Origin of the sequence: Aliivibrio sp. S10_S31, from assembly GCF_014694495.1 — a bacterium.
Classification (GTDB): domain Bacteria; phylum Pseudomonadota; class Gammaproteobacteria; order Enterobacterales; family Vibrionaceae; genus Aliivibrio; species Aliivibrio fischeri.
The window spans coordinates 12,608-25,596 of the sequence record NZ_JAAUWR010000014.1; the positions used below are offsets into that span (position 1 = coordinate 12,608).

Sequence of the window (12,989 nt, forward strand, 5' to 3'; positions counted from 1 at the left end):
TGCCAGTGCTGATAGTTGTCGTTTGTATGAGTTAACGATACGTAAAATGACCAAACTTAGGAAATTATGATTTTTTATTGATTTGATAATTTTCTGTTATTAAGTTCGGAAGGTTTTAATAACGAATACAAAAATGCCGCAGTATTATCTGCGGCATTTTCAAATTTAAAACGTATGGATTAAGCGCATTCTTTCTTTGGTTTTCTCTTCTTGTAAACCACACAGAAGTTGCCACGTTTGGTTCGGCATTTAGAACAACGCTCACAATCGACTTCGGCTCTGTTGCCTTCTTTCCAACGTTTGATTAGCTGAGGCTCTGCAAGTAAAGGACGCGATAAAGCGAAGTATTGGATATTCGTTTCTTCAGCAATCTTTTCAATGGCATTAATGTCGTTTAGACCACCAACGGTGATCACAGGAACGTTAACATCTTGGCTGATCACATTACCATATTCATGGAAATAACCTTCTTCTTGAAGTGTATAGCCATCAAAAGATTCACCAACAAGTGTGCTTGCATTACCGTGAATGTTACCTGAAATGATGATCCCATCAACACCGATCTCTTCCAGTTTTTTACAGATGATTCGAGTCTCATCGAACGTTAAACCACCTTCAAAGAACTCAGAAGCCGTCAGTTTTACTAGGATAGGGTAATCATCACCCACTTGTTTTCTGATCTCAGCGTAGATCTCTAGTAAGAAACGCATACGATTATCTAAGCTACCGCCGTATTCGTCTTCACGACGGTTGTAATAAGGACTTAAAAATTGGTTGATTAAATAAGTGTGAGCCGCATGGATTTCAACCCCATCAAAGCCAGATTCTTTTGCTCTTCGGCTTGCTTTGGCAAACGCATCAACAATATAGTCGATTTCGTCTTTTGTCATCGCCTTGCCTTGTGTTTGTGTACCACGTTCACACACATCACTTGGAGCAAAAATAACGCGTTCGCCAACGTTATAAGTTGTTTTGGTGCCACCATAAGCAAGCTGCATAACAATTTTTGAATCATTTAGGTGTACAAGCTCAGTCAGCTTTTTGTACTCTTCAATGAAAGAATCGTTATACATACCCATCATGCCAGCGTTGGGTTTTTCTTCTTCAACAATGTTTGCATAGCCAGTAACAATTAAGCCAACTTCACCTTTAGCGAGCTCTTCGTAGATATCGTATAACTTGTCTGTCATATGGCCGTCTTCTGTTGCCATATTTTCCCACGTTGCACTTCTCATGAAGCGGTTTTTAAGTGTCATGCTGCCAATGCGGGTTTCGGTAAACAAAGTGCTCAAGTGTGTTCCTCTATTACTGGTTTTATTTTATGGGGCGATTTTAGCGTCAATATAAAGCAAAAAACTTAATCTGTATTAAGTTCATGTCATATCCGATTAAACAACAAACAAAATAGGGATAATTATTCTTACATCTTCCCTATATTGCTGTTTTTATATGATTTTTTTTGGTCATTTATAGAACACTATTTTTGAAAACTTATGTTGCACGAGTTTCGCCGCAAACTTCTTGGTGTTTTTATCGATGCTGTGTATGTTTACCCAATATTAATGAATAAGTACCAATGAAAATGGGGTGCTCTTATTCTCTCTAGCAGTTGTGGGACAATAGATGAATACAATCAAACAACCTAAAGGGATATTCCATATTATTGCAATCCAAATGTGGGAATTCTTTAGTTACTACGGTATGCGCTCTTTATTAATTCTTTTCTTAACGGAAAAGTTATTAATGTCAGACCAACATGCCTACGCTTTGTATGGTGCGTATACATCGCTTGTGTATGTGACTCCTATTATTGGTGGTTATTTAGCGGATAAATATTTAGGTAACTACTGGTCGGTAATTTTAGGCAGCTTACTAATGGTGGGTGGACACTTTGTATTGAGTTTTCCAAGTAGCGATCACACCATTTTGTATATTGCGCTTTCTTTAATTATCTGTGGTTACGGTTTCTTTAAAACTAACTCAAGTTGTTTGTTAGGTGAGCTATATCAAACCAAGGAACAAGAGCGTGGCCGTGAGGCGGGTTTCTCCATCTCTTATATTGGTGGCAATATTGGTTCGATGATTTCTCCGATTCTATGTGGTTTTGCTGCAATGAAATGGGGATGGCACGTGGGTTTCTCGCTTGCAGGGATTGGGATGCTACTTGGCCTATGTATCTTCATGACAGGTCGTAAAAACTTTTCTCACGTAAGTAAACCAAATTTACCAGCACTTCAGAAAAAAAGTGCAGGCATTCCACATTGGTCATTGCTACTTGCTTCATTGGTTGTTGCTGCTGTTGGTTTAGTATTTGTGCTTAAAAACTTATGGGCAGGTTATATTCTATTAGTGATTTGCTTAATGTCTTTGGTGCACATCATCAACTTATACCGTAAGAGTGATGAAGAAGATCGTCAAAAGCTAAATTCCATCATGTATTTTATGTTGTTTGGTACGGTATTTTGGGCGTTTGACCAACAAGGTGGTAGCTCAATTAGCCTATTCATTGAACGTAATATAGATACCAATATTGGTGGTTTTATTATCCCGACGGCTTTTTTCCAATCCATTAACCCAATTGCTGTGATTGCAGGTGGTGCTGCGGTGGCGTGGCTATGGAAAATGTTAGATTCAAAAAGCATTTCAGTGAGAACACTAACAAAGCTGAATATCGGTCTTTTATTGCTTACTGCTGGCTTTAGTTTAATTACTTTGTCATCAAAATTAGCAATGGCAAGCGGTCAAACTACCTTTGTTTGGTTATTGATTGGTCTACTGTGCATTGGGGTGGCAGAACTGTTTATTGACCCTGTGGCATTAGCTGCGATTACACGTCTAAATCCACACGGTGCAACAGGAACGTTAGCAGGTATTTATATGCTTGCTGGTGGCTCGGTAGCAAATTATCTTGCTGCAGATATTGCTCAGTTCACATCGACGGGTACGGGTGAAAATGCAGGAACATTGGATTTAATTGTATCGGCAACGCAATATCACCATGTATTTCAAAGTATCCTTTTTGTAACAATTGGCGTGTTTGTTTTAGGTTTATTGGTGGACTTTAAACACCGTAAACAAGCAACTATTTAATTCCATTATAAATAACAGCAAGCTGCCATGGCTTGCTGTTCCTTACCTCTTTCCTCTTAATCATTCAAATTCCCCTTAACTTTTTAGAATTAATAAATGCCGAATTGCTGTATTCCAATTTAGTTGTCATGATAATGTCAGTATAAAATGTTGCAAAATGTTTCTGTTAGTAACTTTGTGTAAATTGTTGATCATTAAGTGGTCATCTCTGTTTTTCAAAATTGATAATTTAGATTCCATTTATGGCTAGTGATAAGTAAATGTTAAAAACGTAAGTTGGTTGTGTAATGCGTAAAAATGCATAAAAAAAGAAGCAATCACAACACATACACAGGGATTAATTTATGTCTAACTTGAATGTATTCAAGCAGCCTAAGCAGTTTTATCTGATCTTTTCTATAGAGTTTTGGGAGCGTTTTGGCTTCTATGGCATGCAAGCAATTTTAGCGGTTTATCTGGTTAAAATTCTAGGAATGTCAGAGTCTGAATCATTTGTACTTTTCGGTGCTTTCTCAGCGCTTATTTTTGGCTCAGTTGCTATCGGTGGCTGGGTTGGTGATAAAGTCATTGGTACCAAACGAACCATCACTTTAGGTGCCTTGATATTGACCATTGGTTACGCACTATTAGGTGTGTCGGCATCGGCGGGTAATATTGGTGGTTCTGGTCTAATTTATGTCGCAATGGGCTTTATTACTATGGGTAATGGTCTATTTAAAGCGAACCCATCAAGTCTATTAGCTAAAGTTTATGATCAAGACGATAACCGTTTAGATGGTGCATTCACAATGTACTACATGGCGATTAACCTTGGTTCATTCTTCTCTATGCTGTTAACGCCTTGGATTGCGAACCAGTTTGGCTATGGCATGGCATTTAGTGTGAGTGCGGTTGGTCTGATCATCACTGTTCTTAATTTCGTTATGTGTTCTCGTATGGTAAAAGGTGTTGGCTCAGAACCGGATCTTATCGCAGTAAATAAAACACATTATTTAGGTGTTGTTGCAGCAACCGTTGCTCTTAGTTTCTTATGTTCAGTATTACTGCAAAACTTGTTTTACGCTCACGCAATTTTAGTTGTGGTTGGTATTGCGATTGTTGCACTTTACATGAGAGAAGCGTTTAAAATCTCTGGTTTAGAGCGTGCAAAAATGCTGGTAGCGTTCGTATTAATGCTGCAAGGCGTTGTGTTCTTTGTACTTTATTTCCAAATGCCAACGTCATTAAACTTCTTTGCAATTCATAATATCGAACACAACATTCTGGGTATTTCTGTTGCTCCTGAGCAGTTCCAAGCACTAAACCCATTCTGGATCATGATTGCGAGCCCAATCCTAGCAATGGCTTACACAAACTTAGGTGAGCGTTTTGCGATGCCTTACAAGTTTGCTTTCGGTATGGTGCTGTGTGCATTGTCTTTCTTAGTTCTAAAGTTCGGTGCTAACTTTGCAAATGAAGATGGCATCATGAGCTCTAACTGGTTGGTTATCTGTTACGCTTTCCAATCGTTAGGTGAGCTTTTAGTGTCTGGTCTCGGTCTTGCGATGGTAGCTCAACTGGTACCACAACGTATGATGGGTTTTGCAATGGGCATGTGGTTCCTTACATCAGCAACAGCAGCGGTTATCGCAGGTTGGGTTGCAGCATTAACAACTGCACCTGCAGGCTTAACTGACGCGAACCAAACACTGGCTATCTACAGTGATGTATTTGGTAAGATTGGTTATGCAACTGCAGGTGTTGCCGTTATTACGCTATTAATTGCGCCTAAGTTAACTCGTATTATTCGTGGTGAATCTGAAGGCCAAACAGAAGCAGCAAACGCATAATTAAGATTTGCATCAGCTTAATGTGATTAGGCTGAAATAATAAAAAACCAGTGTTATTCCTTCTTATCACAGAAGAAATAGGCTGGTTTTTTTGATCTCGGCTTATAAATTTGAACAATAGGATAGGTGAGTTCTTCCACTCTGGATTAGGATTAGCATAAATCGAATTGTGAAGGATAAACACATGAAAATAAAAGCAGGTTTATGTGCGCTATTGGCTATGTTCTCTTTTAATAGCTGGAGCTCAGAGCGAAGTGAACAAGCGTGGGAGCAAGTAGAGCAAGGCGCATTATTAATTGATGTGCGAACTCCTGGGGAATTTAGCCAAGGGCATTTAGATGGTGCAACGAACTACCCGTTAAATACAGTAGATAAAGCGTTCGCTAAAATAGATAAAGACACCCCGATAGTGGTGTATTGCCGAAGTGGCGCACGTTCGGGAAAAGCCATGAGTTACTTAAAGCAAGTGGGATTTAAAGAGGTGTATAACGGCGGTGGTCTAGTTGAAATGCAATCGACTAAACCAACACCATAATGAGTGTTTTATTGCTCGGATGCTGAAATAAGCACTCGATTATCACCGCAGCTATAAGCGATTACTTGGCTGATCTCAGATAAGCTGCGGCCTGATTCTTCTTTCCATTGATTAAACGCTTGGTTTGCTGCGAGATGCACACGTTTTGTATCTCGACCACCATCAATAATGCCATAATTACGTAAGTAAGATTCCACATCAGAAGATAAGATAAAGGTATCCACTCCCATTTGGCGTAATGCATAAGCGCCAGTATTGCCACCTAAACGTTGACCGTGTTTTTTTAAGTAAGCCCATAATCCGGTAATGTCTTCACTTGGCCAATTTGCCACCATGTTACCAAAAGAGTCGTGTTGTAATCCGGCGGAGTAGATCATCATCGCATTCGCAGGAATGGTTTTTACCTTGGTCAAATGACGAATAATGCGTGGGTCTTGTGCTTTTTCTTCCCATACTTCGTCAGGTTGCATTAACAGTGGTTGAATGCGGAATTGGAAAAAGACCTCTTCAAAATTAGGCCATTTTTTTCTCACTACATTCCAAGAAATACCACATTGAAAAACCTTCTCTGTAAATGCCGCTAACCAGCGATCATCAGGAATTTTAGCTAATTCACTACGAGGTAATGGCTTGTTTAATAACAACTCAAGCTGCGCAGTTCCACCTTTGCGGAGTGCTGCTCGCTCATAAATAGATTCAAACTTTTCAATGCTCATGATAGAAACCGGACAATAGTGAAATGAGATTAAGATAGTAACAATAATGGTAAGAACTGCACAACAAAGAGACGTAATGATAGATGTATATTAATGAAATATATGTATATACTTACAAATAACTGGACATTTAAATGGTACAAAAATCTGTATTACATAAAGTGTTTAGGAGAGTGAAGTAGGAAGAAGTAATGTTAGCAAAAAAGATGGATGCGCCATTGGATATGCAAAATGGGGCGCGATTTAAAACAAAAAAACACGGTTATGTCACCGTTATTGAATACTACAATACACACACTGTGATTGTGGCTTTTGAGAATACGGGTAATATTCGTGCAATTAGTGCAGCTAAGTTAAGAAGCGGCCAATTGGCAGACCGATCAGTACCACCAGAATCTATCATGGTAGGAGAGAAGGTTGAATCTGTAAAACACGGCATATTAACCATTGTTCAAGTTGAATCTGAAAATATCGTATTACTTACTACAGAAAGTGGTGAAGAAGTACGTATGCTACTGCCTGCGGTTCAAAAAATGAAAACCAAAGCCGAAGAGCCAACAAGCACAAAAGAAGAACCTGAATTACCAACTTCGTTAAGTGCATTAACTAAGAGAAATAAAAAAACCAAGGACGTGAATAATTTACTGAAAAAAATGCTTACTGATTACGGTAAATAATAGATTTATTCAAAATAAAATAATGAGAAAATAAACGCTAAATAATTACGACCTTAATTAAAATATAAATTCCAATCTAGATCACACTCTTCAAATATAATAAAACCCTAAAAAATAAATTAAGAAACATCCCTATCAATAAGACTGTATTAAGTAGATTTGCGTCACAATCTCATTTTGACTTTGTGATTTAGATCTATTTAAATCTCCAATTTACTCTTTAAGATTCATTACATAATAACTCGGGAGCTTATTATTTAGCTCCTGCAACCCTACAGAGAGTATATAAAATGAAAAAGATTTTAGTTGTATGTGGAAACGGTTTAGGCACTTCTTTAATGATGGAAATGGCAGTAAAAGAAGTGGCAAAGAAAATTGGTTTAGAAGCTGATATTGATCATGAAGATTTATCATCAGCAGCATCAAGCAATGCTGATATTTGGGTGGCAGCGACAGACGTAGCGACTCAGCTTGAAGAGGCTGGTAAACAAAACATCGTAAGTCTTGCCAATATTTTTGATAAAGCATCAATTGAAGCGCAATTAAAAACATTCATCTAAGCTAAGGTCGCTATTATGGCAAATTTCTTTGAGTTCATGCTCGGCTTATTAAAAGAGCCAGCAATCATGGTTGGTTTAATTGCATTTATTGGTCTTGTTGCCCAAAAATCAGATATATCAACCATTCTAAAAGGCACAATTAAAACCGTAATGGGATTCTTAATTCTTGGTTTTGGTGCAGGCGCATTGGTTGGCGCATTAAATAATTTCTCTGCGGTATTTACAGAAGCTTTTGGTGTAAGTGGTGTTATTCCAAATAACGAAGCGATTGTGGCATTAGCACAAGAAGCGTTTGGTTATGAAATGGCATTAATTATGTTCTTTGCGTTCATCGTAAATATATTATTAGCTCGTTTCACTCCTTTAAAATATATCTTTTTAACGGGTCACCACACCATGTTTATGTCTATGCTTGTCGCTGTAATTTTATCGACAGCAGATATTACAGGCACAACATTAGTGGCGCTAGGTTCAGTTATTGTTGGTTCATTAATGGTTATCATGCCTGCTATTGCCCAAAAATATACTGAAAAAGTAATGGGTACCGATCAGCTGGCAATGGGTCACTTCTCAACCTTGTCTTATGTGATTTCAGGTTATATTGGTAGCAAGTTTGGTGATACATCAAAATCAACAGAAGACATTAATGTACCAAAAAGCTTAATGTTTTTACGTGATACTCCAGTAGCCGTAGCAACTACCATGCTTCTGTTCTTCTTACTTGCTTCTGTTTTCGCAGGTGGTGAGTTTGTAGAAAGCGTCTCTGGCGGTCAAAACTGGGTTGTATTTACTTTTATGCAATCATTAACGTTTGCTGGTGGTGTATACATCGTACTGCAAGGCGTAAAAATGCTGATCGCTGAAATCGTTCCTGCATTTAAAGGTATTTCAGACACTTTAGTACCAGGTGCAAAACCAGCGCTAGATTGTCCAATGGTATTCCCAGTGGCACCTAATGCAGTATTAATCGGTTTCTTAAGCTCATTCACAGCAGGTCTAGTTGCAATGGGTATTCAAGGTGCATTTGGTTGGACAATTATTGTTGCGGGTGTTGTTCCTCACTTCTTCGTTGGTGGTGCAGCAGGCGTATACGGTAACGCAACGGGTGGTTTACGTGGTGCGGTACTAGGCGCATTTACTCAAGGCCTATGTATCTCATTCTTACCAATGCTACTGCTTCCAGTACTTGGTGGCCTAGGTCTAGAAGCAACAACATTTGCTGATTTTGACTTTGGTGTTGTTGGTCTTGTTCTTGGATGGATTGTGTCATGAGTTTATTAGATTTAATTGGTAACGACGGCATTGTTATTACTACAGAAAAAGAGCTAACACTGGATGCAGCATTGGACTTAACTTGTTCACTACTGATTAAAAATGGAAAAGTAGAAGCAAGCTACCTAGAAGCCATTAAACAAAAGCATAAAGAAATCGGTGCTTATTATGTTTTGGCTCCTAAAATCGCAATGCCACACGCAAGACCAGAAGATGGTGTAAACGAAGCTGCACTACAAATCTCGGTATTTAAAAATGGTGTTGATTTAGAGTCAGAAGATAATGGTGACGTGTACTTCTCTGTCACTCTTGCGGCGATGGATTCTGATAGCCACATTCATACCATTATGGCACTTTCAGAGTTATTCCAAAATGAAGATGATGTGGATGCAATTATCCAAGCAGAAACGGAATCAGACATTAAAGAGATCCTAAAAAAATACTAGATCCCCCCTCTAGTAATCTATTGATGAGTTAGGAATTCAATTTCTAACTCATCAAGTTTGGTTTTAATTTATTCTGATTTACTTGTACACAGAACTTGACCTCGGAAAGTATCACTTAGCAGTGGGTACAATGTATTTCCGTCTTGCTCTACTCGATTGTAAAACCATACATTTGCATCTGTATCGTCTAAAAATCCCATAGATTGTGTAAATTTAATGTTATTCAACACATTCATAAAATCAGCGTCTTTATTAGTTAATGCATCATTAAATTCATTTCGAGTTGGAAGCTTCCAATTAACCCCTTTAAGACCAAGAGACTCACAAAGGTTTATAGCCTCAGAACGAACCACTGCATCTTGACCACTTGAAACCATGTACCAATCACCAAGAGTCCACTCTGTAGCTTGAGCTTGAAATGTTGCAATCCCGAAAAAAGCAGTTAGTAAAAAACGTTTTAATTTCATATTAATTTATCCTAGATATAAATACCTATTAGTAGGTATGACAGGGTCGTCATAACCCTGTTATTTAAATTGAGTTCCTTGATGCTATAAAAATTACAAAGATGAAATCTCAATATTATCCACAATAAGACCATATGCTGATTTAGTTACATTTGGACTACTTTTTAGCTCAGGATAAGAAATTTTAAATCCAATAACATCACCTTCTTGGTATTTAAAATCACATGAGTTCATTGATTGCCATGAAGTAATGTTCGATATATTTTGAGAACAAACTACATGATCACCATTTTTTACGACAGATAATGTTGATAGCGTATCATCAGCCTTAGAAATTTTAATATTTGAACGCATTGCATCAAAATTTAAACGGTAATTTTGATTATTTTCTAAATAAGGTTGATATAAAGAATCTGATAACGAGAAGCTTGTAATAGTTGACATATTTTGGCTTCCAGATACCGGAATAATAATAGCAACATTCGATGAATCATCACCATCGCCACCATGTAAAATATCTGATGATTGACCGTTTTCTGGAATGTATTGATTAGGATAACTTGAGGTCGGAGATTGATCCGTAATATCTTGAACCGTTACAGTTCCTGGTAGATAGAAGCTTGAAACAAAGTTCGCTGGGTAATTTGGTAATAATGAAGCTTGACCATTTGCGTCTAGATTGTATTCTGTCATTACATGGTCAAACGTCTCTTTCCAAAGAGAGTCAGGGTTTTCTGTACCTGAATCATTATTTTTTATATCAAGTATCGTCTCTCCACTTGATGGAGCAGATACTTTAACAAGAGCGTCATCAACCCCTTCTTTTAACTCTACATTTAGCACACAGCTCGCCGAACATGTAATGAGTGTAGAGTTGTTGATATAACCATTCGGTAAGTAAGATAGCTCTTGATTAAATTCCGCTTTATTTTCATCTAAGATTTGTGCGTAAACAGGAGAGCCTGCTTTTGTACTAATCACAATTTCATTTGAATTCACGGATACTATAGGATCTGCATAAACTGCTGAGGAAAGTATAGCTGTTGTCGATAATGCTAATACAGATAATTTCATTTTTAACCTTCTTATTGTTTGTTAGATATAATAGTGTGATTGCAATCAACAATAGTCTTAGTTTTTTTAAGGTCTTTGTCTATAATTAGCTCTTTGTTATATTTAGTATTAATCAAATATAAGCAGTTTTTAAAATTCGTATATAAAATCAATAACGCGCTATTCTTTTTAATTAAATAGTATGATAGTAAGTAATAATAAATATGAGAGTGAAATAAATTAAATGCAATCAACACAGTAATAATTGGTAAATAACCTGAAACTTTAATAAAGGAGTAAGGATATATTGAATCTATTAATTAATGACTGATTTATATAATTTAGTATATTAATAACAAATTGAGCGGCATTGAGTTTGTTGCGGGGTTTTTATTTAACAAATCTGCACTTTTTTCACTATTTTTTTTAGCAACTTTCAAGTAATCTCGTTCCACATTTAAGACGCGTTAGACGTCACATCACTTCAAAGGAAAAAGTAATGATATTAGATATTTCGATGTGGATTTGGATCCCGCTTGCGTTGGCTATCGTCTTAGCATTTATCAATCAAACCAAAGCCAGTTTTGCCTTACTTGGTATCACCTTAATTGGTGCAATCATAGAGCAACGACTAAACATGGTTGGGTTAGCGGGGATAGCAACAGGCTTGCTTGTTGCCTATAAAACACCAAGCTTAGAGAAAAAATGGCAACTGGGGGCATACCTATTTATCTTCTTATGGTGCATTGCATTATTTCTTCATTTAATTCCCGGTTTTAACAACGCCAAGGTATTGGATGCCGTTGTTACCGGCCCATTAAGCGTTCCATTCACCTTATATTTAAACCTAGATAAACCGCTTATCTTATTTGGATTATTACTCGCTTATCCTGCTCTATTAGGAAGCAAAGCCAACGTAAATAAAAAAGCACTTATCTATACCGCGATTCCACTTTTTAGCTTGTTGCCTTTAGCGTGGGGATTAGGTGCATTAAAACCAGAGTTCACTATTCCTAACTGGTGGTGGTTGTTTGCATTAAATAACCTATTGCTAACTTGCGTAGCCGAAGAAGCCTTCTTCCGAGGTTTTATACAACAATCACTCAGTAAACGATCTGGTTGGATAGCAGGGGTAGCCGTAGCCAGTGTACTATTTGGTGCAGCCCATATTGGCGGTGGTTTACTCTTGGCTGTTTTTGCGACCTTAGCAGGTGTGGGTTATGGATTAGCCTTTCATTACAGCTCACGTTTGTGGGTAGCGGTTGCGTTCCACTTCTTGTTTAACTTCATTCACTTGGTGTTTTTCACATACCCAATAATGAAATAACTCACTTAATTTAAATAACTTTTATAAATGAAACTGAGTGGGCTTTTGCATTTATTTACTGACTTAAGCCAATAATTTGCGAAACCCCATTCAGTATATCTTGACCGCTATCACGCTTAGATCTAAAGTCTCACATATAAGAGATAATCATTCACTGAGGTTATATGAAAGTAGAAGCTGTTGGCAAAATTCAAATGGAATCCATTGAAAGAGAAAAAAGCCAAGAAGTATTAAAGAACAGCATTAGCAACATGAAAATGCAAAACGAAGGCGTCTACGACCAACAAGCCATCAACTTTGCGCGAAAGCGTGGAGAGATAAAAGAGCAAGAAATAGAATCCAGAGTAAATCGTTTAAAAATTTACATGGATAAGCAGCGAGAGCTAAACAACATCGCATAACGCTTGATGATTAAGGAATTATTATAATTGCTTAATCATCAAGATATTTACTCGTTAATGATTAATCAAAACGAACCGCAACACCCACATAAAACGCATCATTATCATAAAACTCTTCATCAACGTCTTTGTATCCTGCTCTGAGAGTCACACGCTCAAAATCGTACCCTACCTCAACCCCAAGGCTGTAGCTGTAATCAATATCGTTATTAAAGTAATGCATGCCGACAATAGGCGCTAGGTAGAATTGTTGCTTACGAAAAGCCGGTTTAATGTTAATACCAAATGAATGAACATCTTGGTTCCATTGCGTGAAATCTACATCGTAGCCAAAATCTAGCTCTTGATTAACAGGGAAATAAAAGCCAGACTGTAAAGAATAAGCGCTAGAGTTTGAGAGGGCATCAGCACCAAAATACACCTGCGGTTTTGCGAAACAAACACCAGAGAACAGAGCTAACAATAAAGCATATTTTTTCATTTAATACATATCATTCATTTGGGGAATACTTAATTCTAGCACGGCATAAAGGTAAGAAGCACCCTTCGGGCAACCTGCTTTATTTCGCGAATTGGTGCGTCACTCATTTTTCGCAACACACCAATAGCTCAACCA

14 protein-coding genes are annotated in these 12,989 nt (G+C 37.5%); 9 read left to right on the forward strand and 5 right to left on the reverse strand.

The genetic code is table 11. The annotated features are described in order from the left end of the window. Positions 1-179: 179 nt before the first annotated feature. Complete coding sequence (locus HC728_RS12925; protein WP_065598140.1) at positions 180-1,292, reverse strand: NADH:flavin oxidoreductase; 1,113 nt, start codon at positions 1,290-1,292, stop codon at positions 180-182. Positions 1,293-1,623: 331 nt separating this feature from the next. Here HC728_RS12925 and HC728_RS12930 point away from each other — a divergent pair, with 331 nt between their 5' ends. The 3 genes from HC728_RS12930 (at position 1,624) to HC728_RS12940 (ending at position 5,454) form a co-directional block, all read left to right on the forward strand. Further along, positions 1,624-3,090, forward strand: coding sequence for a peptide MFS transporter (locus HC728_RS12930; protein ID WP_190395601.1), 1,467 nt, complete (start codon positions 1,624-1,626; stop codon positions 3,088-3,090). Between the two features lie 344 nt (positions 3,091-3,434). After that, positions 3,435-4,919 (forward strand): dipeptide/tripeptide permease DtpA, encoded by a 1,485-nt coding sequence (gene dtpA, locus HC728_RS12935; protein WP_065594751.1) that lies wholly within the window; start codon positions 3,435-3,437, stop codon positions 4,917-4,919. A gap of 184 nt (positions 4,920-5,103) precedes the next feature. After that, a complete protein-coding gene (locus HC728_RS12940) occupies positions 5,104-5,454 on the forward strand; it encodes a rhodanese-like domain-containing protein (protein WP_005421930.1) in 351 nt (116 codons plus the stop codon). 8 nt (positions 5,455-5,462) lie between these two features. Here HC728_RS12940 and HC728_RS12945 read toward each other — a convergent pair whose 3' ends face one another. Continuing rightward, a complete protein-coding gene (locus tag HC728_RS12945) occupies positions 5,463-6,170 on the reverse strand; it encodes a DNA-3-methyladenine glycosylase I (protein ID WP_065624488.1) in 708 nt (235 codons plus the stop codon). 206 nt (positions 6,171-6,376) lie between these two features. Between HC728_RS12945 and HC728_RS12950 the strand changes: the two genes are divergently transcribed. From HC728_RS12950 to HC728_RS12965, 4 genes are all read left to right on the forward strand, one after another. Further along, positions 6,377-6,847, forward strand: coding sequence for a hypothetical protein (locus HC728_RS12950; protein WP_170620539.1), 471 nt, complete (start codon positions 6,377-6,379; stop codon positions 6,845-6,847). 290 nt (positions 6,848-7,137) lie between these two features. Then, a complete protein-coding gene (locus tag HC728_RS12955; RefSeq protein WP_005421936.1) occupies positions 7,138-7,407 on the forward strand; it encodes a PTS sugar transporter subunit IIB in 270 nt (89 codons plus the stop codon). Positions 7,408-7,422: 15 nt separating this feature from the next. Further along, positions 7,423-8,679: a PTS ascorbate transporter subunit IIC gene (locus HC728_RS12960; protein ID WP_011263029.1), complete on the forward strand. Its 1,257-nt coding sequence runs from the start codon at positions 7,423-7,425 to the stop codon at positions 8,677-8,679. Continuing rightward, a complete protein-coding gene (locus tag HC728_RS12965; protein WP_190395602.1) occupies positions 8,676-9,125 on the forward strand; it encodes a PTS sugar transporter subunit IIA in 450 nt (149 codons plus the stop codon). The genes HC728_RS12960 and HC728_RS12965 overlap by 4 nt, the downstream gene beginning before the upstream one ends. Before the next feature lie 68 nt (positions 9,126-9,193). On the opposite strand, the gene HC728_RS12970 is transcribed toward HC728_RS12965, so the two are convergent. Together HC728_RS12970 and HC728_RS12975 are read right to left on the reverse strand one after the other, a co-directional pair. Continuing rightward, positions 9,194-9,592, reverse strand: a complete 399-nt coding sequence (locus tag HC728_RS12970) for a hypothetical protein (RefSeq protein WP_017019595.1) — start codon at positions 9,590-9,592, stop codon at positions 9,194-9,196. A gap of 93 nt (positions 9,593-9,685) precedes the next feature. Further along, positions 9,686-10,666, reverse strand: coding sequence for a hypothetical protein (locus tag HC728_RS12975; protein ID WP_190395603.1), 981 nt, complete (start codon positions 10,664-10,666; stop codon positions 9,686-9,688). A 478-nt stretch (positions 10,667-11,144) separates the two neighbouring features. Here HC728_RS12975 and HC728_RS12980 point away from each other — a divergent pair, with 478 nt between their 5' ends. Together HC728_RS12980 and HC728_RS12985 are read left to right on the forward strand one after the other, a co-directional pair. Beyond that, positions 11,145-11,972 (forward strand): CPBP family intramembrane glutamic endopeptidase, encoded by an 828-nt coding sequence (locus HC728_RS12980; protein ID WP_190395604.1) that lies wholly within the window; start codon positions 11,145-11,147, stop codon positions 11,970-11,972. A 164-nt stretch (positions 11,973-12,136) separates the two neighbouring features. After that, positions 12,137-12,373 (forward strand): hypothetical protein, encoded by a 237-nt coding sequence (locus HC728_RS12985; RefSeq protein WP_017019592.1) that lies wholly within the window; start codon positions 12,137-12,139, stop codon positions 12,371-12,373. Positions 12,374-12,434: 61 nt separating this feature from the next. Here the strand turns inward: HC728_RS12985 and HC728_RS12990 are convergent, their stop codons facing one another. After that, entirely contained in the window at positions 12,435-12,854 is a 420-nt protein-coding gene (locus HC728_RS12990; protein ID WP_155654717.1) for a hypothetical protein, read from the reverse strand. Positions 12,855-12,989: the final 135 nt, after the last annotated feature.